The 25192-nt window shown below is 33.4% G+C and carries 26 protein-coding genes; 10 read left to right on the top strand and 16 right to left on the bottom strand.

The window, feature by feature from the left end; all coding sequences use genetic code 11:
* The first annotated feature begins 188 nt into the window (after positions 1–188).
* Positions 189–1178, top strand: a complete 990-nt coding sequence (locus ACLHDF_RS24555; protein ID WP_413921192.1) for an ABC transporter substrate-binding protein — start codon at positions 189–191, stop codon at positions 1176–1178.
* A gap of 512 nt (positions 1179–1690) precedes the next feature.
* On the opposite strand, the gene ACLHDF_RS24550 is transcribed toward ACLHDF_RS24555, so the two are convergent.
* Positions 1691–2362, bottom strand: coding sequence for an NAD(P)H-dependent oxidoreductase (locus ACLHDF_RS24550; protein WP_214986884.1), 672 nt, complete (start codon positions 2360–2362; stop codon positions 1691–1693).
* A gap of 320 nt (positions 2363–2682) precedes the next feature.
* Here ACLHDF_RS24550 and ACLHDF_RS24545 point away from each other — a divergent pair, with 320 nt between their 5' ends.
* Complete coding sequence (locus ACLHDF_RS24545; protein ID WP_413921191.1) at positions 2683–3174, top strand: hypothetical protein; 492 nt, start codon at positions 2683–2685, stop codon at positions 3172–3174.
* Positions 3175–3447: 273 nt separating this feature from the next.
* On the opposite strand, the gene ACLHDF_RS24540 is transcribed toward ACLHDF_RS24545, so the two are convergent.
* The 3 genes from ACLHDF_RS24540 to ACLHDF_RS24530 all read right to left on the bottom strand — a co-directional run bounded on the left by ACLHDF_RS24540 (position 3448) and on the right by ACLHDF_RS24530 (position 7903).
* Positions 3448–3720 carry an AbrB/MazE/SpoVT family DNA-binding domain-containing protein gene (locus ACLHDF_RS24540; RefSeq protein WP_162213407.1) on the bottom strand — a complete coding sequence of 91 codons (273 nt, stop codon included), beginning with the start codon at positions 3718–3720 and terminating at the stop codon, positions 3448–3450.
* Between the two features lie 1221 nt (positions 3721–4941).
* On the bottom strand, positions 4942–5958 hold the full coding sequence (gene recA, locus ACLHDF_RS24535) for a recombinase RecA (protein ID WP_413921190.1): 1017 nt from the start codon (positions 5956–5958) through the stop codon (positions 4942–4944).
* A gap of 904 nt (positions 5959–6862) precedes the next feature.
* Complete coding sequence (locus tag ACLHDF_RS24530; protein WP_413921189.1) at positions 6863–7903, bottom strand: PocR ligand-binding domain-containing protein; 1041 nt, start codon at positions 7901–7903, stop codon at positions 6863–6865.
* 306 nt (positions 7904–8209) lie between these two features.
* On the opposite strand from ACLHDF_RS24530, the gene ACLHDF_RS24525 reads away from it, so the two are divergent.
* Together ACLHDF_RS24525 and dhaK are read left to right on the top strand one after the other, a co-directional pair.
* The gene (locus ACLHDF_RS24525; RefSeq protein WP_413921188.1) at positions 8210–9343 is read left to right on the top strand and encodes a glycerol dehydrogenase; all 1134 of its coding nucleotides are present in this window, start codon (positions 8210–8212) and stop codon (positions 9341–9343) included.
* Position 9344: 1 nt separating this feature from the next.
* Positions 9345–11105, top strand: coding sequence for a dihydroxyacetone kinase subunit DhaK (gene dhaK / locus ACLHDF_RS24520; RefSeq protein ID WP_413921187.1), 1761 nt, complete (start codon positions 9345–9347; stop codon positions 11103–11105).
* A 125-nt stretch (positions 11106–11230) separates the two neighbouring features.
* Here dhaK and ACLHDF_RS24515 read toward each other — a convergent pair whose 3' ends face one another.
* The gene (locus tag ACLHDF_RS24515; RefSeq protein ID WP_413921186.1) at positions 11231–11416 is read right to left on the bottom strand and encodes a hypothetical protein; all 186 of its coding nucleotides are present in this window, start codon (positions 11414–11416) and stop codon (positions 11231–11233) included.
* A gap of 234 nt (positions 11417–11650) precedes the next feature.
* Here ACLHDF_RS24515 and ACLHDF_RS24510 point away from each other — a divergent pair, with 234 nt between their 5' ends.
* A complete protein-coding gene (locus tag ACLHDF_RS24510; RefSeq protein ID WP_413921185.1) occupies positions 11651–12322 on the top strand; it encodes a hypothetical protein in 672 nt (223 codons plus the stop codon).
* A gap of 117 nt (positions 12323–12439) precedes the next feature.
* Here the strand turns inward: ACLHDF_RS24510 and ACLHDF_RS24505 are convergent, their stop codons facing one another.
* From ACLHDF_RS24505 to ACLHDF_RS24485, 5 genes are all read right to left on the bottom strand, one after another.
* A complete protein-coding gene (locus ACLHDF_RS24505) occupies positions 12440–13024 on the bottom strand; it encodes an NAD(P)H-dependent oxidoreductase (RefSeq protein ID WP_413921184.1) in 585 nt (194 codons plus the stop codon).
* A gap of 45 nt (positions 13025–13069) precedes the next feature.
* A complete protein-coding gene (locus ACLHDF_RS24500) occupies positions 13070–13372 on the bottom strand; it encodes a hypothetical protein (RefSeq protein WP_413921183.1) in 303 nt (100 codons plus the stop codon).
* A 178-nt stretch (positions 13373–13550) separates the two neighbouring features.
* On the bottom strand, positions 13551–14087 hold the full coding sequence (locus tag ACLHDF_RS24495) for a hypothetical protein (protein ID WP_413921182.1): 537 nt from the start codon (positions 14085–14087) through the stop codon (positions 13551–13553).
* Between the two features lie 726 nt (positions 14088–14813).
* On the bottom strand, positions 14814–16463 hold the full coding sequence (gene ltrA / locus ACLHDF_RS24490) for a group II intron reverse transcriptase/maturase (RefSeq protein ID WP_413921181.1): 1650 nt from the start codon (positions 16461–16463) through the stop codon (positions 14814–14816).
* Positions 16464–17206: 743 nt separating this feature from the next.
* Positions 17207–17773, bottom strand: coding sequence for a CBO0543 family protein (locus ACLHDF_RS24485; protein WP_413921180.1), 567 nt, complete (start codon positions 17771–17773; stop codon positions 17207–17209).
* A gap of 181 nt (positions 17774–17954) precedes the next feature.
* On the opposite strand from ACLHDF_RS24485, the gene ACLHDF_RS24480 reads away from it, so the two are divergent.
* Both ACLHDF_RS24480 and ACLHDF_RS24475 read left to right on the top strand, forming a co-directional pair.
* Positions 17955–18431, top strand: a complete 477-nt coding sequence (locus ACLHDF_RS24480; protein WP_413921179.1) for a hypothetical protein — start codon at positions 17955–17957, stop codon at positions 18429–18431.
* 222 nt (positions 18432–18653) lie between these two features.
* Positions 18654–18809 carry a hypothetical protein gene (locus ACLHDF_RS24475; protein WP_182007189.1) on the top strand — a complete coding sequence of 52 codons (156 nt, stop codon included), beginning with the start codon at positions 18654–18656 and terminating at the stop codon, positions 18807–18809.
* A 116-nt stretch (positions 18810–18925) separates the two neighbouring features.
* Here the strand turns inward: ACLHDF_RS24475 and ACLHDF_RS24470 are convergent, their stop codons facing one another.
* Together ACLHDF_RS24470 and ACLHDF_RS24465 are read right to left on the bottom strand one after the other, a co-directional pair.
* The gene (locus tag ACLHDF_RS24470) at positions 18926–19132 is read right to left on the bottom strand and encodes a cold-shock protein (RefSeq protein ID WP_413921225.1); all 207 of its coding nucleotides are present in this window, start codon (positions 19130–19132) and stop codon (positions 18926–18928) included.
* Between the two features lie 199 nt (positions 19133–19331).
* Positions 19332–20651 carry a hemolysin family protein gene (locus ACLHDF_RS24465; RefSeq protein WP_413921178.1) on the bottom strand — a complete coding sequence of 440 codons (1320 nt, stop codon included), beginning with the start codon at positions 20649–20651 and terminating at the stop codon, positions 19332–19334.
* Positions 20652–21040: 389 nt separating this feature from the next.
* On the opposite strand from ACLHDF_RS24465, the gene ACLHDF_RS24460 reads away from it, so the two are divergent.
* On the top strand, positions 21041–21268 hold the full coding sequence (locus tag ACLHDF_RS24460; protein ID WP_251442996.1) for a helix-turn-helix transcriptional regulator: 228 nt from the start codon (positions 21041–21043) through the stop codon (positions 21266–21268).
* Between the two features lies 1 nt (position 21269).
* Positions 21270–21614 (top strand): DUF2178 domain-containing protein, encoded by a 345-nt coding sequence (locus ACLHDF_RS24455; RefSeq protein ID WP_413921177.1) that lies wholly within the window; start codon positions 21270–21272, stop codon positions 21612–21614.
* 335 nt (positions 21615–21949) lie between these two features.
* Here the strand turns inward: ACLHDF_RS24455 and ACLHDF_RS24450 are convergent, their stop codons facing one another.
* The 3 genes from ACLHDF_RS24450 to ACLHDF_RS24440 form a co-directional block, all read right to left on the bottom strand.
* Positions 21950–22273 carry a hypothetical protein gene (locus tag ACLHDF_RS24450; protein ID WP_413921176.1) on the bottom strand — a complete coding sequence of 108 codons (324 nt, stop codon included), beginning with the start codon at positions 22271–22273 and terminating at the stop codon, positions 21950–21952.
* A 98-nt stretch (positions 22274–22371) separates the two neighbouring features.
* On the bottom strand, positions 22372–22803 hold the full coding sequence (locus tag ACLHDF_RS24445; RefSeq protein ID WP_413921175.1) for a hypothetical protein: 432 nt from the start codon (positions 22801–22803) through the stop codon (positions 22372–22374).
* Between the two features lie 127 nt (positions 22804–22930).
* Complete coding sequence (locus ACLHDF_RS24440) at positions 22931–23128, bottom strand: hypothetical protein (protein WP_413921174.1); 198 nt, start codon at positions 23126–23128, stop codon at positions 22931–22933.
* Between the two features lie 548 nt (positions 23129–23676).
* On the opposite strand from ACLHDF_RS24440, the gene ACLHDF_RS24435 reads away from it, so the two are divergent.
* Positions 23677–23889, top strand: a complete 213-nt coding sequence (locus tag ACLHDF_RS24435; protein WP_034656103.1) for an alpha/beta-type small acid-soluble spore protein — start codon at positions 23677–23679, stop codon at positions 23887–23889.
* Between the two features lie 130 nt (positions 23890–24019).
* Here ACLHDF_RS24435 and ACLHDF_RS24430 read toward each other — a convergent pair whose 3' ends face one another.
* A complete protein-coding gene (locus tag ACLHDF_RS24430; protein ID WP_413921173.1) occupies positions 24020–24238 on the bottom strand; it encodes a hypothetical protein in 219 nt (72 codons plus the stop codon).
* Positions 24239–25192: the final 954 nt, after the last annotated feature.

The raw sequence follows: 25192 nt of genomic DNA, 5'->3' as shown, positions 1-25192 counted from the left end.
TATGTTAAATAGCTTTGTATATCTTATACAGCTTAAAAACAGAGGAATCCACTTGATCAATTTCGTTAAGCTATAGGCAATTCTATTAAAACTATAAATTATTTCATAATCTTATTGACAGTTTGTGTAGGAATGTAGCATTATAAGTAAGAATGAAAATCATTATCATATTTACTGGGGGATAAAATATGCGTACATATTCAAAAGCTGCACTTGCTTTGGTAACTGCTCTCTTTTTAGTTTTCATGGCTGCTTGTGGCAGTAATGGAGCTTCAAAGGAAGAGTCAGGATCAGATTCAAAGGGAGAAAAAGCTTACACAGTTAAGCATGCAATGGGAAAAACAGAGATTCCTAAAACACCTAAGCGTGTTGTCGTTTTAACAAATGAAGGGACAGAGGCTTTGCTAGCAATGGGTGTCAAACCTGTTGGGGCAGTGCAATCTTGGTTAGGTGATCCTTGGTATGATCATATTAAAGATGATATGAAGGGTGTTCAAGTTGTCGGTACAGAAAGTGAAGTAAGTATTGAAAAGATTGCAGCATTAAAACCGGATTTAATTATCGGGAATAAAATGCGTCAAGAAGCTGTTTACGATCAATTAAGTCAAATTGCACCAACTGTCTTCTCAGAGACATTAAGAGGAGATTGGAAAGAAAACTTTGAATTATATGCTAAGGCTACAAACAAAGAAGCAAAAGGAAAAGAAGTATTAGCTGACTTTGATCAACATGTTAATGATGTTAAAGAAAAGCTTGGTGATAAAGTGAATCAAGAAGTATCTGTTGTTCGCTTTATGCCAGGAACAGCTCGTATCTATTATACTGATTCTTTCTCAGGTGTAATTTTTAAACAATTAGGATTTAAACGTACTCCGGAGCAAGAAAAAATGTTCAAAGATAATAGTAAACTAGGTAATCTTGCTGTAGATGTTGGAAAAGAAGTTATACCTAAAATGGATGGAGATATTATGTTCTACTTTACATATGCTCCCAAAGGTGAAAATGAAGGTGTAACGATGGAAAAAGAATGGACTAAGGATCCACTTTGGAAAAATTTAAAAGTTTCTAAAGCTGGAAATGTGCATAAAGTTAGTGATGCAGTTTGGAATACTGCTGGCGGTGTAATTGCAGCTAATCAAATGTTAGATGAACTTGAGAAAATAATGGTAAATAAATAGGTCATGATTACATTTTTTATGTTATAATGATAGTACCCTTGTAGAGGGTTTTCATTAACCGAAAAAACCAGCTGTTTTATATAGCTGGTTTTTTTGATCCCTAAAATATAGTAATACTTAAAATAATTACTTCCTGTAACATGAATTATGTTAAGTAGAAGTGAACATGTATGTTTATATTTAGAGAACATTAGGTTCAAAAAAATGAACATGGTGTTCTCTAATATTTCATAACTTATGAAACGTTTATGTTTAAAATTTGAAACATTTTGTTTCATGAATAAAAGAAAAAGCAGGCTTAAGCCTGGTCTTATAGCCTTTAAGGCATATATATAATAAGGAACAATTTATTAAACACGATTTAGATGCGTATCTTTAAAATGCGTAGGATATTTTCGCCCTCTGTTCTAATTTCTATTTTATGGATATTTTTCAACTTATTTTAAAATAACATTAAAAGAGACATGCCTTCTGAACATGCCCCCTGATGTTGAGAAGCATCATCTACAGTTTTATCGCCACTCAACAATTTCATCAAGATTTTGCCTTGTTTTTGGACGTTTCGGATTCGCTTTCCGATATCCGAAAGCGACCATACAGGCTACACCGAAATCGTTGCCTTCAATGATACCCTCATTTTGCAAAATAGTGGTTACCTGCTTTTTATCAAAACCTTCTATTGGACAGGAATCAATACCGATCTGAGCCGCAGCTGTCATCATGTTTCCTAATGCTATATACGTTTGTTTGCTTGCCCATTCAAAAATGAGACGGTCATTATCTTCGAGTTCTGTCTCGACGAAGGATTTGTAGAAACCGGAAAGATTTTGTACAACTTCTTCAGGCATATGATGAATGTCTTTCATCATTTTGATTACGTGAACGGAATCATGTCTTAAGCCTTCTTTTCCTCTGGCCAATATAGCTACAAAATGGCTGGCAGTAGGAAGTTGTCCCTGGGCACCGCCGGATACAGGTTTTAATTTTTCACGAAGCGCTGCATCCTGGATCACGACAAACTTCCACGGCTCTAAACCAACTGAACTTGGAGACAATCTACCTGTCTCCAAAATAAAGCGAAAATCTTCATCCGAAATCTTTTTGTTGGTATCAAATTCCTTGCAAGCATGTCTGAACTGGTAAGCTTTTAAAATTTCCTGTTTTTTACTCTCTATTCCTATCATGTAGAATCATCCTTCCTTTTTAGTGATACTTTACCAAATCATATTTCTCCAAAAGCATTTTATTACCCTGCCAGTTAGTTCAATAATCTTTATTTCTTTATATGGCCCGATTGTTGAATAGAATAATCCGCGTTTTTTAACAACTTTATTATTTTCCAAACGACTTTTTTGTCACTTACCATAAGTAACGCCTTATAGCAAGGTGTTACTTATCTTTGTGCCTAGAACGCACATTATGTGAACTACGTTTGTATATGGTATACAAAGAATTCGTTTAGAGAAATGTTAAAATAAAATTAAAAAGCTTGGAGAAGAAATGAATGAATACTATTTTAGAGGACTTTTACGAGTTAAAAGAAATACTAAGTTCTTTTAACACTCTTCAGAAGAAATACAATTGGTTGTTAACAGATTTAGATGGATCTTTACCAGACAAGTATCTTGATCACTTTATTGATTATAGAATTTACACTAATGGGACGAGAGAAAGTACTTATTGGATTACAGGTGAAAAACTCACAGAGCTCGCCAATAAAGAGGAAATATATTTTGCATGGGGAGTTTTTTCTGCCTTCAATAAGAACGAACATATAGATTTAGATATGCTTAAGGAAGAACCTTATGCTGATGGAAATCCAAATTTCTGGGTTGAAAAGCCAACTATTCAGCATCCAAAAGCAATAACAGAATTGGTTTTGTGGGACTCATCTTTAGTATTACTTTTGAGTAAGGATGAAGAAATATCTACTAATTTTAGAAATAAGTTTAAAGAGTTTAAAGATCTCGATATGTATAATAAAGAACCTTTTTAAGTGAGTTTTACTACCTAGAATCCGTTTTATGTTAACTAAAAAAAGAAAAATAACATTAGATTATTTGTGTCAGACATCATAACAAAGTTATAGCTTGCTTATATCAGTTTCCGGTAATATAAAGTTAGTTGATTGAAGACTTAGAAATCCTTTTTGCATAAAGACAGCACCTAAATAATTAGGTGCTGTCTTTATGCAGATTGGACAGACATTTTAATTAAAAGACAAGGTATAAAAGTCGAAAAGAGTCTGCTCTCATTCTTCATATTTGAGTTATAACTTTACTTCTAACTCTCTAAGCAGTTGCTTTACTCCCTCACGGCTTAGAATTACTTTTCCTTTTGCCAAGATTAGATTATCTTCGGAAACTTCACCTGTCACTTTACAGGCTAAATTGGGTGAATATTTTTTCAACACAATGTTCTCATTATCTACAAAAATTTCAACAGGTTCGTCATTCTTAATATTTAATGTTCTCCTTAGTTCAATGGGTAAGACTACTCTTCCCAAGTTGTCAATTTTCCTAACGATGCCAGTAGCTTTCAATTTAAAACCTCCATAAAATATTACTTACATACCCATTAAGTGTACAATATGCTTTTTATTGTTTTCATTAGTAATATATTACATTTTAGATGGAGGAAGATATTTCAGTATCATACGGTTAGGAAGAAAGGCTGCATGGAAGGATTATAATGGAAATTGTTAAATCACTCAGCATTTTTAGTTTAACCTGATGTAGTGATTAGAAATATAACTTATTCAATTTATTTGCAACCTATATAAAACTAACTTTATCATATAAGTAAATTATAAAACATTTTATAAAAATCATTAGTTTTACCATTTACACTTATTGACGACAAATTGTGGGTTTTTCTATAAGTAATATAAAAGCTATTTTATATTTATAGAAAATAAGATTATATTTTTACTTATATATAAAATAAAAAAGTATTCTATATATAGAATAAAGTTAAATACATACTTAATCATAGAAATATTTGAGGCTTAATTAATACCTTTTATGATTTTAAAATTTTGATGGCTATCATTAGTAGTAGTTAGAGACTCTTTGCTGTCTATATACATATGAATATAGACATAAATTTAGAATAGAAGAAACTATCTTAATAACAGAAAGAAGTATGAATAAGAAGACTTAATTCGTGAAAAGAGAGGTTCTATGCAAAGTTTCTCTTTAATGAATATAAGAACAAAAGTAAGGGAGATAAAAGGGGATTTCCACAAAATCATTTCGTTGATGCTAGATAGTACGTATTATTGAATGAACAGAGTTACCTTTTGTGAAAAAACGGACTGACAGGATTACGCCTCATTATTTTCGTCATTTTGATGTGGTTTATAGTAGGGAGCAGATATCTTCTTAATTCAAAAAGAGCTTGTCCATAGTGACTGGAAAACAACCGAGCAATATCCGAAAAAGGTTCTGCAGTGAAAATAAAAAATTGGATTGATGTGGAAAGAAGAGGAATTCTAAATAACAATGATTCAATTTATTATAAATAATTAACTTGTTTATAATCCGTCTATTAATAAATTTCTATATTTATCATAGGAAATATAGAAAAAGATGCGTTGTAAATATGCCAATGAATTACAAGAAGATTTATTCTGTTTCTCTATATGAGTTGCGCTTATTTAGGCCCAAATCAATAGCCTTGACATAAAAACACCCCAATCATTAGAGCTTCTATATCTAACAATTGGGTGCAGTTCAAGTAGTGAGAAAGGTGTTTTGTGCTTTTATTGGTTTTCGTTTTCGCTATTGTTAATATTATTATTATATTTGAAATCAATAATGCTTTTTCTAATTTCTTCTCTGATTTCAGGGTTTTCTTTTAAGAAAACCTTAGCGTTTTCTCGTCCCTGTCCTAAACGCTCCTCATTATATGAAAACCAAGATCCGGACTTTTGAACAATATCTACTTCAGAACCAATATCTAAGATTTCCCCTTCTTTCGAGATACCTTCTCCATACATAATATCTACTTCAGCAATGCGGAAAGGAGGTGCCATCTTATTTTTGACTACTTTAATTCTTGTTTTATTACCAACTATGTCATTTCCTAGTTTAAGTTGTTCAGCGCGGCGAACTTCAAGACGAACGGAAGAATAGAATTTTAGTGCTCTTCCACCTGGCGTCGTTTCCGGATTTCCAAACATAACGCCTACCTTCTCCCTGATTTGGTTGATGAAGATAGCAATGGTTTTAGACTTATTGATTGCTCCAGATAGTTTACGAAGAGCTTGAGACATCAAACGAGCTTGTAGACCTACGTGAGAATCTCCCATTTCACCTTCAATTTCTTTTTGTGGAACTAATGCTGCTACTGAGTCAACAACAATTATATCGACAGCACCACTTCTAACTAATGCTTCAGCAATTTCAAGTGCCTGTTCACCAGTATCTGGTTGCGATAACAGTAACTCATCGATATCTACACCTAGTTTTCTTGCGTAAATTGGATCAAGTGCGTGCTCAGCATCAATAAAGGCAGCTCGACCTCCATTTTTTTGTACTTCTGCAATTGCGTGTAAGGAAACTGTTGTTTTACCTGAACTTTCGGGTCCGTACACTTCCATAATTCTTCCTTTGGGATAACCATTAATTCCAAGAGCTATATCTAAAGCTAATGATCCTGAGCTAGAGGCCTCAACTTTTGTATGTGTGCCTTCCCCCATCCTAATAATTGATCCTGTACCGAATTGTTTTTCAATTTGTTTTAGAGCCATATCTAGTGCTGCTTGTTTATCATTCATAATTTGAAGCCTCCGATTGTTATTACGTTTACAATAAACGATAAGGTATTTCGATAAATAATAAGAGTTGGCCCATATGTTTTTGCTCCGTGCTAGAAAATTTTGTGTTTAACTTTCTTGGTTTGTTCCGTTGTTCCTTTATTCATCTCTAAACTCTCGATATCGAACGAATGTTCCTATTGTGTAATCATACAGTAAACACATTTAGTTGTAAAGGAGAAAGTTTTCTACAAACTAGATAAAAAAATATCTTATATTTATAAAAAGTAAGGTTTATACTTCTACTTTTATATAAGTTAAATTAAATAAGTAACAATAGGTGATGTTACCTTATAGGCAGCCAATTTTATTAGTTCGTGTGGCAATAAATTTTATATTACTGAACTAGTTTTACTATTTATAGTTAGTAACGACAGACGTTGTATTTGTCGTCAGTTAGAGTAAATAATGAAACATTTATAATACAATAAATACTCTAGTGTTTACTTAACTAACAACAGCACTTAAATAAAGTTATTTTTAAGAAAAGAGTCAATCACAACATTTATTTTTAAAGATATATGTATATGAATCTACAAATCTGGCTACACTAATAATGTATTCCCCCTATTCCAACAAATTTAAAAATCCTTTGCTTAAATATGGGCAAAGGATTCTTTTTGTATATATAAATATTTCGGTTCTGATGCAAATACTTGAAGAAAATATAAAAAAGCAAAAGATTTCTAGTGACCCTGGTCTTAAGCAACTAGTCCAAACAGTTGATGGATGAATTCTTTTTGATTTTGGACGGACTTCTTCTTTTGAAGAGTCTGTCCTTTTTTTAGAGTACTAGTATCAGTATGTCCAAGTTTTTGAGATTACTTGCAATTTTCTTGAAGTTTTTGCACCAGAACCAAAAATTTTATAACTTTTCTTGACAGTATTTCCGATAGACGTTAGGAGTTATATTTTCATATTTTTTAAATATCTTGATGTAATACCCAGGATCGTTAAAACCCAATTCATCGCTAATCTGAGCGATAGACAAATCCGTTTTTTCTAATAATTGTTTGGACCATTCTATTTTTTTGAGCGAAATAAAAACAGAAAAATTCATACCCGTTTCTTTGACAAATATACGGCTGAAATAACCTGTACTAATGTGACATAAATCAGCCATCTTTTGTTGAGATATTTTTTCCCTTTTATGTTTATAAATGTAGTCAAAGGCTGGCTGTAATACTTTGTTTTTACAAACTAAATGATCGTTAATAGACGTTTTTACATAAGCATTAGTAACCGTATTGGCTAGTTCCTTTTTTATACTTTGAATATTATCTAGAGAATAACCGTAAGAAATATCTTCAGTAGAGAGGTCCTCTTTTACTGGAGCCATCTTTTCATATACTTCTAAAATCAAGTTTTTATTCATCGCTTCCTCTACAATGTAGTTACAAAGCCTATATAACATTTGAGCAGCGTCGTTAATTTCTGTATAGGAGAGAGTAGGAATAGAATCATATAGACGCTGTATTTCCTCATTATTTAAATTCTGTTCAAATCCCTTAGATGGAACAGTAAGCATTTGTTCCAAGGGAGGATGTTTTTCACCATCCTTAATTTTCACTTCTCCCGCCATGATGGCACCTACATATTTATCATCAATTATAATGGGAATGGCAATATCAATAATATTCCAGTGGCATAAATAGATATAAGGAGCATTGGTTCTGACTGCCTCTAACCCTCCCCTCGCATCACATTTTTCACAAAGTTTTGCTGTATCAGGATTTTTACGCATAGCCTCACAAAATGGACGTACACCACTGTGTTGAGAAATGGGCACTCCTTTATAGTTAACTGTGACAATCGCTAATTTTGTAACAAGCGCAAGCGAATCTTGAAGATTTCGCCACTTTTTTAAATCTAGTATTTTATCTAAATTCATGTAAGTAGTTTTCAATGATGTTTTTATCTCCCTTACTTACCTTGTGGTAGTTTAAATCAACTATTTGAGAATACTTTTTCTTTATTCCTTAGTTCATGAAATAAAAGAGTTTTTAGCGATAAAGGTCATCTCTGCTCAACATGAACTTGGTAGTATTTTCACCTGAAATAATGTCATAATAATACCATATTAAATGAAGAGAGCAAAAAAATACGATAAAAGGTTGTGAAAACTCGTCATTTAAGACTAATGTAATCTTGGACAAAAGATAGTAAAATTCCAATTGTAAGGGATTACAAAGTCAATTAGGAGGTTTTACTTATGAGAAAAGCATTTATTAGTCCTTCAAAATACATTCAAGGTGAAAATGAGATTTTAAACCTAGGTTATTTCGTGAAAACATTTGGTACTTCTGCACTTTTAATAGCACATCCTGAAGATATTAAACGTGTACAAGACAAATTAGATGCAACAGCAGAAAAATATGGTATTACATTTTTTGAAGGCGGATTCAATGGCGAATGTTCAAGACCAGAAATTTCTAGATTGCAGGAAATAGCAAAAGAAAACAACTGTGATTGTACAATTGGTTTAGGTGGTGGTAAGGCAATTGATACAGCAAAATGTGTGGCAGAGGGAGAGGGATTAATTATCGTCCCAACAATCGCTGCTACAGACGCACCTACAAGTCATTCCGCAGTTATATATACACCAGAGGGTGCTTTTGATGATTACGCATACTTTAAGCAAAGCCCAAGTGTTGTATTAATTGATACAACAGTCATTGCTAATGCACCTACTAGATTCTTAGTATCTGGTATGGGGGATGCGTTATCCACTTATTTCGAAGCAAGAGCAACAGCACGTTCTTTCTCTAATGTAAATGCTGGATTACCTTGTGGAGTACGTGAGGACTTATGTTCACCAGCGAAAGGTACAAATGCAGCATTAGTTTTAGCAAAACATTGTTACAACACTCTATTAGAGGATGGAGTTAAAGCAAAAGCTGCAAGCGATCATAATGTTGTTACTCCATCCTTAGAAAACATTATTGAAGCCAATATCTTATTATCAGGATTAGGATTTGAAAGTGGTGGATTAGCTGGAGCACATGCGATTCATGATGGACTTACTCTTTTAGAAAGTGCACACCACTACTTCCATGGTGAAAAAGTAGCTTTTGGTACATTAGCACAATTGGTATTGGAAAATGCGCCAACTGAGGAAATAGAAGAAGTGTTAGATTTCTGTTTAGCAGTAGGACTCCCAGTTTGTCTTGCTGATATTGGAGTGGAACAAATTACACAAGAAGAGTTAATAGAAGTAGCCAATAAAGCTTGTATTCCAGAGGAATCTATCTATTCTATGCCATTCCCTGTTACTCCAGAGTCAGTAGCTGCAGCTATCCTTGCAGCAGATCAAATTGGAAATGATTATAAGAAGAGGTTAATATAAGATGAAAAAAATTATTAATAAACCAGAAGATGTTGTACTTGAGATGTGTAAAGGAATGGTTCTAGCACATCCTGAACTAAATTTAATTGAAAAATATAAAGTCATTAAAAAAGAGCAAATTAATAAAAGTAAAGTAAGTATAATTAGTGGGGGCGGCAGTGGACATGAACCTGCTCACGCTGGATATGTTGGGAAGGGTATGTTAGATGCAGCAGTTTGTGGTGATGTATTTGCCTCACCTTCTCAAATACAGATTTATCAAGCTATTAAAGAAACAGCCAGCGATAAGGGAACTTTACTAGTAATTAAGAACTACAGTGGTGACATGATGAATTTCAAGAATGCTGCTTATCTAGCAGAAGAAGATGGAATTCAAGTGGATTATGTAAAAGTAGATGATGATATTGCTGTACAGGACAGTTTATATACCGTTGGAAGACGTGGAGTGGCTGGTACTGTTCTTGTCCATAAAATAGCAGGTGCTGCAGCAGAACGCGGATATGATCTACCAAAAGTGAAAGAGGCAGCAGAAAATGCTATTGCGAATGTTAAAAGCATTGGCTTTGGACTAACTTCCTGCACAGTTCCTGCTAAAGGAACTCCTACTTTCGAGATTGCAGAAGATGAGATGGAGTTTGGCGTTGGCATTCATGGAGAACCTGGTATCCGTCGTGAAAAAATTATTTCAGCAGACGAACTTGCAGAGCGCACGGTAACGTCATTATTAAAAGAAGTAGGGATAGAAGATGGAAATAGAGAAGTGGCTGTTCTAATTAATGGATTTGGAAGCACACCTCTTCAAGAACTATATTTATTAAATCATTCTGTCATTCGTGAATTGTCACGTAGAAACGTAACGATTGCAAGAACGTTTGTCGGAAACTACATGACAGCCATCGATATGGCCGGTGCTTCTATTTCAATTATGAAATTAAATGAGCACTTAAAGAGTCTCCTATGTGAAGAGTGCGATACTCCTGCGCTAAAAATCAGTGGTGAAGTACCATCTGTCACTTATGATGAAATCGTGGGTGCCGCAGAGTTCAACAAAGTCTCTTATGAGGTGCAAACTAATAAAGAATATTCCGTAGTGAAGGGAAATCTATTGACGTTAAATAATATTATTTTCATGGTTGACCAAATGAGTGAATGTATTATTCGAAATGAAATACCATTCTGTGAATTGGATTCCCATGCCGGTGATGGGGACTTTGGAATGAGTGTCGCTAAAGGGTTCAAACAGTTGAAAGCTGAATGGAACGAAATTCTAGAAAATAAATCAAATGATATTGGCAACTTCTTAGAGGCTTGTTCCATAGTCATCATGGAGCATTGTGGTGGGGCATCAGGTCCTATTTGGGGATCAGCATTCCGCGCAGCTGGAAAGAACGCCCGATCTAAAACAGAACTCACTTTAACGGAATTTGCTGAAATGATCCAAGCATCTGTAAAAGGAATTCAAGTAACAGGAGAACGTTCTTTTGGACGTGGAGCCGTTGTGGGAGATAAAACTTTAATTGATGCCTTAGTACCTTATGCAGATACGTTAACGTCAAGTGCTGCTAAAGATGAAAGTTTTAAACATGCTCTTGTCAAAGCAGCAGAAGCTGCTGTAGAAGGAGCAAAATCAACGGAACAGATTGTTGCACGTATGGGGCGCGCCGGTACGGTTGGAGAAAGAAGTTTGGGTTATCCAGACGCCGGTGCACATGGTTTAAGCGTGATCTTTACTGAAATAGCCCAAGTAATGCAAGGAAATTAGTAAAAATCGGTATTATTACTTTTAAGTAACCAGTATAAGAAGCTCACTTTTTGAGATTGGGCTTCTTATACTGAATTTCTTTCCTATAGTGAGACAAATAAAAAACACCTTGATTTATAAGATCTTTACAAGTTAGCAAGCTTTTGGTCAGCTATAAATTTCATAAGAATACCTGAACCTAATACATTTAATAATATGCTGCTACCTAAGATAACACCATATAATAATCCATCTATATGTAATGTTAAAGTTAAAGTTAAAAAGATTGTTCCTGTACTTACTAGAAGTAATCCTAAGCTTCGATTATCCATCTCTTTCACCACCACTAATAAAAAAAGTAAATTTAGTTATATTTTAACATAAAACGTCTTATTTTACTTTTAAATATTATGTATAAGATATATATCGCTAGTTTACATAAAACGGATTATAAGAACCAAAATCACAGCATTTACTGGTAAGATTCTTGTAATTAAACAATATAAAAATACCATTTTGTGTTAAATTTAATTTGTGTTATTTAAAATCCTTAAGGTGGTTATTTAATGAAAAAAAGATTAGGTTGTTTCCATGCTCATCACTCTAATATTGAACATATTGAAAAAGCTCTAAAACCCTACAACATTGAATTAATTCATTTCGTAGATCCTGGCTTAGATCGTATTAAAATGGATTCTAACTTTACAAAAGAAGCAGCACAAAAGAAAATTAAAGATACGTTAGAATGGATATCAAGTTGTCACGTAGACGCTATTTTGGTTACATGTACCTTTTTTACAGCTAATATCGAACAAGATAAACTTGCATACTCAATTCCTATTATTAAAATTGATGACCCTTTATTTCATTCAATCTGTGAGAAAGGTGAACCCCAAATTTTAGTCTTCACTAATCCAAACACCGTAGAAGGAACAATGAATCAACTAATTAACTTTGCAACTAAACAGAAGAAAAACATTCAAGTTGAATCTTATCTCTTAGAAAACACATTCAATCTTGTTATGGAAGGTAAGAAAGAAGAATATATAGAATCTGTATCAAGTGGATTGAATAGTCTTATAAATAATCATCCTGATAAAATCGTTTCAGCAGCGCAATTATCAATGGTGCCTGCAACAGAAATTATTGAATTAAAAACAGGTGCTTACGTTGGAAACCATTTAAAATCATTATCTAATTACTTAGAAGAACTTCTAAAATTAAACGTCTATCAGTAATTACTAAAGTGTACATACCAGAAAGTTAACATAATGTAAATTATCAGTAGTAAATAAAAAAGAGAGCCTTAAAATAAAACAAGGCTTTCTTTTTATTTGTAGTCATTTTTTATTCTTCTAAAAAATAGAATTGATCGTCTCTTCAATTTGTTTTAGCATTTCCTTCAGCTCGGAATCTTCAAGGTGTTCTGAGACATTTCCAAACAATAAATGATCTATAGGTTCAATCCCTGTAAACTCAAATATTTCAACATCTGACGTAATTTTTAACCCAGCTGTCATTCCAATTTTGTCATACATCTCTTTTGGAGCACCGTGAGTATTAATTATCAAACCTTTCTTGCCTTTGAGTAACTGAATAATTCCTTCCTCACCATAAGCATACGCATAACCATAAGAAAATACACGATCTACATAACCTTTGATAATGGCAGGAAGACCAGCCCACCAAATTGGATATATAAATGTTATTACATCTGATTGTGTAATGAATTCTTGTTCCGTTTTAATATCATCTGGGATATGGCCAGATTTCATAGCGTCCGTATCTTCAGGTTTCAGTACAGGCTGAAAATCCAATGCATACAAGTCTCTCACAACAACCTCATGACCATTGTTCTCTAAGGCTTGAACAATGGTTTCCATTATAGAATGATTAAAACTTTCTGGATGTGGGTGGGCATATACAACAAGGTGTTTCATTTATATTCCTCCATTTATATTGAATTTCTTACACCAGAACCAAGATTACTGTTCTTTTGAATTATTATTATTTCTTTTCCTTTTTACTATGAGAATGATGGCGATGACAAAAGCAATTGCACTATATATCCAGGTAAACATAAAAGCCAAGCCCAATCCGATATTGGCATCCATATAATGGCTGTTCATATCATCTATGGCTAGATAGAGAAGTGGCGCACCTCCGATAATGAGCAAGGGTATCAAGAGAATACTTTTTTTCGTCTTTCTGGTTGTTAAGTAAATGGACATAAAGGATAGCAAAAGAAACATTTCTGAAGCTATTGTCAAAGTTAACAGCTTGTTCATACTAAATTCCCTCCTTTTCCATAGACCAGACCATCTATAAAAACTATATGGAACGACCGTACCTTGTATAAAAGTACTTTTAAGTTGATAGATGTGTTTTAATCGCAGGGTTTCAACAATTATAATTGATACTTACATATAAAAGACAGACAAATGAATTGTCTGCCTGTTTATTAGATTAATTTGCTTTTACAATTGCAGAAGATGCTTGATCATTCCATGTTCTTGCTCCATCGCCCATACTAACCGTTGTCAAATTCAGATACTTCCCATTATTCGCAATAGCAAGTGCGCGTCCTTGTGCATTGCTATGTTCATAAATCGTTGTATAGTCTCCAAATGGATGCGTAAGTACAGATGAAACCGCATCATTGCTTGATCCCCCAAAATTAGCAAGAATAACGGGATCTCTACTCGAGTTCACAGTAAAACGAGCCCCCTGTAAATCCGTATCATAATAAAAAGTAGAATAAATTTGCGATGAAGATTGTAGAGATTTCGAAAGATTTGGAGCCACTGGATGCGCCTTTAAGTACGCTTTAAATTCTGCTTTGTCATTAAATCCAATTGTTTTAGGACTTTTGTCCAATTCACTCGGTATTACAACTTTATAAGGCTGAGAAGAAGAATCTGCCTGGACCGCCGTATTTGATACACCGAAAATCATGGTTCCAGCTAAAAGAGCAGTAGAAAGTACACCTACAACACGTTTCAAACTCATCACTCCTATAGTAGTATACGTACAAATGTTATGATAACACTTAATTATGGATGATGTATCCAACTTTATAATTAATTACCATGTAAAAATAATCTATAATAGTTACTTATTACCTATTTAGCGTAACATCAATTATCGATACTCTTTTTTAAAACAAAGTAAAGCCCACTCTTATAAAGAATGGGCTTTACTTTGTTTTATATATGCTATTTTACAAATTGATATCCTGAAGGATTTATTGTAAATCTTTCATATAATTAGAACCTTTAAGCAGCGTAGGTGTGTTCTTGCTTTTGCTAAAAATTTTTGAGCGTGATTATCTTTTGATACTACATGAGTGATTGATGCCCCCATTCTTAATGATGTTGCTATAAGTGCAATATCTTTAGAATAGCTTTATCACTGTAATACCTTTTCCCATGTTATTCTTCGATTTTTTTATTGAGGAATGGAAATTGATGGTATGAATAAGTTTTTATGCCCTGAGTAAACTTTTCAAGAGGCAGTGAGGCATCACTCATGAAACCTAATTACGTAACAGAAAAAGACTACTTCTTTTGACTCGGAAGAGGTAGTCTTTTTCTGTTTTTAGGATGTATACAATATGTAAAGACAGTTAAGTCGGGTAGGCAGGCACCCTCACAAGCGCCCGCCCCCCTAAGAACCGTACGTGACAGATTTCCCGTCATACGGCTCAAGCCTTCTTTTTATCCGAACAACTTATTTAATACATGGTACATGTACTAATTTAGCCAATTTACCTGTAGAAACCTCTAGGTTTCGCACTGTAACTTTCTCTCCATTTTGTAGAGTCTGCTGACACAATGCACAACGATATCCTTGTTTTCTTGCGAGTTTCATCCTATCGAATGTATTTTCACTGTTAAAGACCTTACGGTCTCGCTTTTCCCAATAATCTCTTAGACTAGGATCATCCGGGCTGTTTTTATAGGCTACCATGACATGTCGTTCTATCTTAATCCAGGACATCTTTAACAACTGAATATTAGTAAGTGGACATGTGAGAGTCCATTTGTCATTTCCACCGTGGTTGGATTTTTTAAAATAACGTTTGGTAATCCACTTCCACGACTTCTTTTGATGTAGTCGTTTAAGGTGTTTTTTAATTTTGAGGAATAAGTAACTATCCATGTATCCAAACGTCTTTTTCGAAACAACATGTTTCCAATATTGTCCGTAACCACGAATAATTGGGTTTAAAACACGTATCAGTTCTTTTATTGGTCGTCCTCTCATCACTATGAACGTATCTTTTATCTTACTTTTCGCTTTTTTAATGCTGTCTCTGCTAGGTTTAATAAATAATTTTTTTCCTTGTCCTGTCTTGTATTGACGCAGCGAAAAGCCCAGAAAATCAAACCCGTCATCAATGTGTGTAACTCTAGTTTTCTCTTGACTAAGATTAATTCCTCGCTTTTGTAAGTAAGGAGTGAGTTTCCCATACATGTTTTTAGCTTGTTCCTTTGTTTCCGTTACGATGACAAAGTCATCGGCATAGAGAACACGTCCTATCTTACATTTTGGGTCGATTGCGTATCCTCCATTTGGTTTGTATGTCTTTTTATAGACAATACCAATTTCTTCTTCCATACCGCATAAGGCGATATTAGCTAGAAGGGGAGACACCAAACCACCTTGAGGAGTTCCTTCTGTTGTCGTCCGAAGCATATCATGTTCTATGTATCCCATTTCAAGCCATCTTTTAATGAGAGTGTTTCCTGGAAATATAGACGTCTGTTTCGTTATCCACTTATGATTAAGATGGTCAAAGCATCCTAGAAAGTCTCCCTCAAACACCCATTTTTTCTTACTATTCGTGTTGAGCTTATTAAAAAGATTACTTATCGCATCATGTGTGCTTCGTTTAGGGCGAAAACCGTAGGAAGTAGGCTCAAACTTAACCTCCCATTGAGGTTCGAGTGCGTTTTTTACTACGTTTTGATAGACTCGATCTCGTATCGTGGGGATACCGAGAGGTCTCATTTTTCCATTTTTCTTCGGAATAAACTTTCTTTTGGCTGGCTTTGGACGATGTCGAAAGACATTGCATTTAACTAGCTGTTGATAAAATTTTATACGTTCGTTTGGTTTTGAGGCCGTGTAGCCATCTACACCAGGTGTACGCTTACCGTTATTTTGTTGTGTTACTCTGCGAATAGAAAGCAGTAGATTTGCTTTACTCCGGAGGAGTAAACGTTGAAGTTTCCTTACTTTCCTTCGTTGTTTTTGTTGTTCGGCACGATAAATTCTTTGTCGTAACTTCGTTACATATTTTTGTATAATACTCCAATCAATAGAGTACCAATCTTTATGCGAGACGTGCGCCGACGCTCGTAGAGAGGTATTCATAACAGCACGTTCCTTTTCGTTAGAAGATAGCCACAAATTTATTTTCGTGTTGAAGACCCATGAGAAGTAGGCGCTCTTTCGAGCCTATCATTGTCTATAAAGACGACAGTATCCGTCCAGTTATACAGTGTTTTCTGTTTTCCTGTCCCTTTTCAGGGTAACGGCTTTCGCTTTTTCTCATATCCCATACCCTCTGCCACATCGTTTGACTTTGCAGTCATCCTACTGCTTATGCAGATGACATAGGGCTTACCAAGTTCCACTTTCTACAGATGCAATAGGGGTAGGCAGATTCTTTACTCCGGGCAAGATGCGGGACGCATCAGAGCAGCATTATGATTCTACTTTTCCTCTTGCCAAGACCCAAGCAAAGCTTTGCATTATCTTGGGCTAAAGTTGACGAAGCTTACAAACCTTCACTTTCGTTTACCATACCTATCTTCTCCTAGCAGTATTCTGGACCATGCATTTGTCCTCTGTTTCCACATTTCCTCATGCAACCGACAGACTCGTTACCAAGAATGCCGTTTCGGATGGAGATCCTCTTCGCGTCTAGATGAGTAGCGTTAGCTACACTGTAAGAAAGCGACTTCTTGTCGCACCATAATGTGCTTTCTAGGTAGTTAAATAAAAAAGATTAGCTTCTTACAGCTAATCTTTTTTATTTAAGAGATAATATCCTAATTTCGATACTAATAGGAATGAAGATACTACCTTTAAGAATGTTTTAAAGGTAGTAATCACTACTGTAATGATAGATGGGACTTAGAGATAGCAACTAATTTTTCAACACAAGCTCTTACTATAATTCCAATTACAATATAATAAATAAAAGAGTATATATATTTCCATTTTATATAGATGACAAGATGCGCCCATATAGAAAAAGGTTCACCTATAAAAGAAAATGCACTAGCCATACATATAAGTGAAACAATAAAGGATTTCCAGGTTCTAAAATATTGATACAATAACATGAACGTAACTGGAACCATGCTGAAATCAAAAGGTAAAGCGCCAGGATAAATGGGCAGGAATTGCGTAATGTATCCCCAGAAACGAAACGTAATTCCAATAAGATCTAGAAGAAATGTAATGATGATAATGAAGGTACCAAACAATAAGGTTTCAAGGATTTGTTTACGGTTTAAAAAGATACTCCAAATGATCCAAGGAAGAATAAGAAAAACAAGAAGCAACCACCAGCTTCTCGTTAAAAATTCATCGTGTAACCAATACTTTATATCTAATTCTGCTATTTTATCTTGTAAGGACCTGACTTTCCAGAAATTCTCTATTCTTTTATCCACGGATTTATCCCCTTTATAATGATATACAACACTTTAATTTCCATTTTATTATTTGAGCATCTTATTGTTTTATGTAGCTCTTTATTACCTAAAAAAACATCCCCAATGAGGAACCTGAATTTCACATTGAGGTATTACACTGATATGTATGGGGGAAATTAATAAAAAAAGGAAGTTAGTGATGATAGGACTTATTATTGCAATTATTGTCTTTAATCTTATTGCTTTTATCGTAAATAAAAGACTAACAGCAAATCAAATAGTCCATATTTGGATATTTACAACTGCATTTCAATTAACTTTTGATCTTTATGTGAATTTTAAATATCATGGTTATTGGTACTTTACAAAAGGTGTGGATTGGAAGGCATTTCCCGCCCATGCTATATTAATTCCCCCTGTAAATATAATATTTTTGAATTGGTTTCCTTATAGAAATTTACTCAGTAAAAAAATAATATACTTCATCTATTGGGATATAGCATTAGTCCTTTATGAAGTTCTTACATTGCTTCCTGAACCTTGCGGATACTTTAGATATGGATGGTGGGAGTGGTGGTATTCAGCAGCTATCAATCCTATCCTTCTTATGATTTTATTGGGATACTATAAATGGATATGTAAACTAGAAGAGAAAATTGTTCGTGGCCAATCGTAAAGCAAACATCACTCTTACGTATAATAAAGAGTAAATCTCGATTTTTTTATGTAGGAAATAGGTTGTTGAAAAGAATGATGTATAGAATGTTTGTTTCTAATTTACATAACAGAGACTGTCGGAAATCATATGCTAAGTAGCGCGTTTAAAAGTTTTTTCATTTATAACCAGAGGATGAAAGGTTTATTGTTGGGGAAAATAAACCTGAAAGGAGTGTAATAGATGAAAAAACAAAAAACCTCAACTGATAAACCCACAATTGCAGAAGGAATGAATACTGAAGATGAATTGCAAAAAGATGCAACCCCAGAGGAAATTTCTAAAGGAGAATATACTAACGTAACGACTCTCTCTTTAGATGAAAATGATCCAAGCTAAATTATTTTAGGACAAATTTTTATTACACCGTTTATTCGAAACGGTGTTTTTATTGATTATTTTTCTCTAGTAATTGCCCCTATCCTGAGCATTATATTAGTTACCATAATGTACCTTTAGAGTATTACTACATATTCTGCTTGCGGCCCTTTTTGACCCATATATTCTACATAAGAAACATTCTGTCCTACTTTTAAAGAGTTGGTGTTATGAATAGAACTAAAATAAACAAATAGGTCTTCACCACCATTATCAGGTGCAATAAATCCAAAACCTTTTTCATCATCAAAATATTTTACTGTGCCTGTTTTACTTTCCAATATAGATAATCTCCTAAAAACTTCATTTAATAATTAATTATATATGAATACAAAAATAAAATTCTTTATGTAACTAAAAAAAGCCCCATACGCTAGTGGTTTTTTCTATTTTGATGATGAATACCCTATACATGTTTAGTTACCATAATGTGGATTGTAGGAACCAAAAGGCCTTTATAATTTATAAAGGCCTTTGAAAATATTATTTAGCTAGACTTAAAGAATGTGGTTTATTCACTACCTCAATGGTTTGAATGTGTCGCCCATCAAGTTCTTTCACAGTAAACTCAAATTCATTATAAACAAGGACTTCATTTAATTTAACGTCTATCTTCTGAGATAATATCCATCCACCAACCGTATCAATCCCATCATTCTCAATATTAGTTCCCATTAGCGTATTTACGTCTTCTACTAATACTTTTCCATTAAAAATGTAGTGACTTTCACCAATTTTTTGTCTATCGAGTACTTCATCGGAATCAAATTCATCATGAATTTCTCCTACAATCTCCTCCAAAATATCTTCAACTGTTACTAACCCAGCTGTTCCTCCGTATTCATCAAGTAAGATTGTCATGTGTATACGTTCCTTTTGCATTTTTCTTAATAGCTTATTAATAGAGTATGATTCGATGACTTGAATCACTGGTTTAACGTAGGGGCTAATTAATTTATCTCGTAATGTGTCATCAAATGCTACATCACTTAAGATTTCTTTTATATTCACAATTCCTATGATTTGATCTTTATCTCCATCAATTGTTATTGGGTAACGAGTATATTGCTCTAATGAAGCCATTTCTAGAAACGCACCAATCGTGTCATGCTCAGAGATCGTTATAATCTCTGTTCGTGGAATCATGATTTCTTTCGCCAGACGTTCATCAAATTCAAAGATATTGTTTACGTACTTTAGCTCGCTCTGATTAATAGCACCACTCTTATAACTCTCAGATAGAAGGAGACGAAGTTCTTCTTCTGAATGGGCTAATTCGTGCTCTGATGCAGGTTTTAATCCAAACATTCCAACCAATATTCGAGCAGAACCATTTAAGATCCATATAAAGGGATACATTATTTTATAAAACCAGATGATGGGAGCTGAAAATAACAATGTGACAGCTTCTGCTTTCTGTATGGAAAACGTCTTAGGTGCTAATTCACCTACCACAACATGAAGGTAGGTCATCACAATAAAAGCAATACCAAATGATAAAAGGTGAGTAATTGACTCATTTAAATCGAATCTCATAAAAATAGGACTTAGCAGCCTTTCTACTGTAGGCTCACCAAGAACACCTAATCCCATGGCTGTTACTGTAATACCTAGTTGACATGCAGATAAATATTCGTCTAAGTGCGTAATCACCTTTTTAGCAGATACAGCGCCCTTTTTACCTTCAGCTACCAGTTGATCAATCTTAGAGCTTCGTACTTTTACAATCGCAAATTCTGTGGCTACAAAGAAACCAGTCAATCCAATTAATACTGCTACCAATAACAAGTTAATTATGTCCAATTAGTTGTCTTACCTAGGTAAGACGTACACCTCCAATAGATTTAATGACAAATACCATATGTAGAAATATCTAGGTATCTGCAATTCTTTTAAATAGGTTAAATTATAGTATTTTTCTTCAAAATTAATGACATTTTCTTTTTCTAAAATAAACCAAGCATTTCAATCTCCTCCTAAATACTTATACGACCCACCTTTATAAAAGTTCCATATTTATAACATATTTCAATTATATGGAATTTAAGTTAACATAGCAGATGTTCTAGGTGATATCTTGTTATTTATTATTAAATTTGCATAATAATAATTATCATTTGTATAAGTTTACTTTACCTTTATATAAGTTTATTATATGATGTACTTGTAGTCAAAAAAGGAAGGTGATTACATTGAAAGAAAAAAATGGTGACTACGTTGAAAATAAAGTGTATGAGCACCGTGTTTTAAAAAGGTTGTCCCAAAAAGAATTGGCTGACGCTGTAGGAGTATCCAAACAAACCATATATGTGATGGAGAAGAATAATTATTCTCCTTCTCTCGTTTTAGCTTTTCGAATAGCTGATTTTTTTGATGTAGATGTTAACGATATTTTTAATTATGTGAGAGGACGTGATTGAAATGATAACTGACAAAATAGAAAATGCCATTTTTACTCCTTTGAAAACCTGGACAGAACAATCAAATAGTAACTGGAATATGCTTATTGGTATTGGAATTTTGTCGCTTATAGTTGGAATGATTCTGATATACGTGTTTCACAAAAAAATGGGTGCAGGTGACGAAAGAACAAACCAAATAAATTTAAAAAGTGCCCTCGTTGTGTTGTATGGAGTCATTTTGTGCGACTTCATTTTCCCAAAAGAATATATGTGGCAAATTTTCTTCTTATTCAAATATTCCCTTGCATTCATAGCTTCAGGTATATATCTTGCTATTAGATATAAAAAAGATTTTTTAAGCTAAAGAATTAAACAGGTGTATTGGTGGAAGTGTTTAAAAAAAGAAAAGCGATTAAAGCTACAAACATTTATGTATACCGTATACAAATTTAGTTAACATAATACCTCTTCGCGGACCCAAACAAAAAGCGCAATCCCTTGGGCGACAAGGAATTGCGCTATATTAAAATTTATCATTTATACGTAATTTTATACATCGTTGATTTATCAGCATAATAACTAGATAAACATACCATAAGCCTACTATAGTTCTTCCATTAAGGGATAACAATACGTCCTAATTCATCTACTTTTCGAACAATGCCCGTAGTCTTCATTTTCTAATTACCTCTTGTTCTTTCAACCGTTTAGATTGCTATTTTTATTTTTAATTTCAAAGGATAAATTTTTAAAAGTTTTTAACCTGTCCTCTAAGCTACTTCTTAAGATAGTATTTAAAATTAGCAGGGTAAATGCGAATAAAAATGCTATGAAAAATATAGGTATAAAAACCGGAACAAAAATAAATACAGCAATTACTGCAATAATAGTGAAGGTTAAAAAATTAAGCATTTGCTTATTTAATTTATTTGTTCTTTCTAGAAGCCCTTCATTTCTCTTTATATACTCTTTAACCTTTGCTGGATTCTTGGCAATATAGTCCCTTTCTATTTTTTTATTCATCTTACTAATTCCCCGAAATACAATAATGATTACTAGGGTTACGATAAGAGATATAATAACGTAATTTGGCATTTAAACATCCTTTTGTTCTTTTTTCATTAAGGTGTACTCCTGATAAAGTAATCTAGATAAAAAATTCCATCCACAACAATAAAAATAATTGGCCCTACAAAATAGTCTAATATTTTTGATTCCCCTATGGTTTTTCCATTAGCAAATACGAATAAGAAAAATCGTATGATTGAATAAGAAAGAAAATATACAAAAAGTGAAAGTATTGGATAAAAAACAAAAAACCAAAGTACTGCTATAACAAGATTTGCTTGACTATTGTCACCAAACATAGAATAAAATTCTGTTCCTCCCTGTCCATGGTAAAATAGAAGCATCAAAGCCGTACCACCAAAAACTGTACTAAAAGCTGGCCATCCTTTAGGTAAATCAATTTTTTTAGAGATTACAAGTTGATAACCAAAAAGCAAGAAAGCTGCTAAAATACCTATCATAAAAAACCAAGAAGCACTATCCATAAAAAATACCTCCTCGATTTTTATAGAGCTACTAGAAGTGCCCAAATTTGCAATGAATGGTTGTTTTGCCCCGATTTCCAGCCGATATATCAATAAAAAAAGTACCCCATTGGATACTCTATAGTAATTACCCTAATTCTTTTTCTTGCTGTTTTAGTAACTTACTTTCCATTTCTAATTGCCTCATTCTTCTTTGAAGTTCTAAATTCTCCAATTCTTTCTCTAATTCCGAAGATAACTTAATCCTTTCCCTAGCATTCTCCATTAATTTTCTAGTAATTGCTATTCTTTTTTCATTTTCATCAAATTGATCTTTTAAATTCATATTTACAGCCCCTTCCCGATAACTTGCTACGTTCGACACTTGAGAGAAAAAACCCTTTAAATCAGATGGATAGTAACCATGTACTAAGCACAGAGGTAAAAAGAGAATAATAAACACATAAAACAAATAAATAATAAATAAAACATTATTTGTTTGTTTTATGTGTTTTTATCATTAGGTTTATCTTTGAGAAATTACGTAAAAAGCTCATCAGCCTATAGTTGTAGGAAATACTAGGATTTTTACTCATATGGAATGATAACATTTTGCATTAAGAATAACTTTCTTTAATAAACTTCTATAGTATTTATAAAAGGATAGGGGGCATTAAAATGTTCGAACATGATTTTATCATTAAAACGATTTATGATTTAAATAGTAAGGAGATAGAAAAGGAAAAATAACCATTTGTCGTCAATAAGTACAAAGGATAAAACCCATGATTTTTATGAACTAAACTGCTTTTTAAAATTAATTTCTCATCTTATGAATAAACTATCCTTCTTTTACACATTTTAACTTTATAAAATGTAAAGGAGTTGCATACAATGGCAAACAATAAAAATAGCAACACAAATGAACTGTTAGTATATGGTGCTCAACAAGCAATTGACCAAATGAAATATGAGATCGCTAGTGAGTTTGGTGTAAATCTTGGTCCTGATACAACTGCCCGTGCAAATGGATCAGTAGGTGGAGAGATTACAAAACGTCTTGTGCAAATGGCAGAACAACAACTTGGTGGCAAAAATATTCGATAATCAGATCCTTCTAATTGAATGTATATTAAAGGAGAAATAGATTTTCCATTTCTCCTTTTCTTATTGTAAAGCATGCTCCTTTCCCCCTTTTCTCCGTAGTCTCATATAAGATTGTTGAATCTTCATTTACCTAGTAGGCTTTTTTCTTAAATTGTTCCTTCACATAGGTGCAATTTCGTTTATGTTCACGGGAAAAGAAATGATCGTGTTTATAATGCACTCTGACTTCACAAGAAGGACAGATAAAAAAGCCCATTTTTATTTTATCTTGATTGACCTCATGCGTATAAAACTCCCCTGTATCTTTAAACAGTAACACATGTTTAGCTTTTTCGATTTTTGCTCGCATAATCGCATACCCCTTTACCATAATTCTCATCCACTTCCATGATAAGGATTATACGGCAAGAAGACAAAATAAAAAGGAGCACTCTCCTTCATCCTTGACTCATATACTTTCTAATACTGCTCTTTTTTTAAGAAGAAGCTAATTTAATATTATGTAACCTTTTAAAATATGAAAAAGGTGATATTATCACTTATGTAAACCATATTAATAACAATGATATGGTTTCTATTTATTTGGAGTGTGATAATACTTGTTTTTAATTCATTTATGTGAAACTTGTAAAGTTGAGGAAATAACAACTCAAATAGATCCAAAATATAAATGCCCTAAGTGTGGGCTATTGACCGAAGATAGATGGATTGATGAAGAAAAGGAGTATGAATCGTGAGTTTTAAGAGAGAGCATTAATGCTCCTTTTTTTAAAACGTAAGAGGGATTTATAGTGACTACACCAACTTGTCTTTATTGTGAGAGTATTGTTAATCCACCAATTAGGAAGGATGCTCTAACCTATTGTGGTTTCTATAATGATTATGTGCATTGCTCGCAAGATGGAAAGAGAAAAAGTCTTTATAAGATTCGATTGATTGACTATAAATTTATAAATATGGATCCTCCATAACTAAAGGAGCTTCACCTTGTTTTGCTTGCTACTTTCCCAGTGTAAAACAAGAATACTCTTCAGTCTTCACTTCGCCTTTAAACCTTTGCTTTTTTTAATGTTCTATCTCTTGTGCTCCATTATTCCGTGCAAAAAGTTTCGTAAATCCATTTTATGATTTCTCTTTTCTCCCTTTGTCCTAATCCTTTATCCCTCTCAGTACATCCCTCCTTTTTAAGCCGACTTTTAAAAATTCTTGGGAAGAAATATTCTTTTCTTTCGCAATTTCATCTATTTTTTAATGGCAATCGGATCGATATTTTGTAAAAACAGATCCATGACATTCGTTCCTT

This window comes from Priestia megaterium (genome assembly GCF_046599315.1).
Lineage (GTDB): Bacteria > Bacillota > Bacilli > Bacillales > Bacillaceae_H > Priestia > Priestia megaterium_F.
This window is presented reverse-complemented; position numbering and strand designations above follow the sequence as displayed.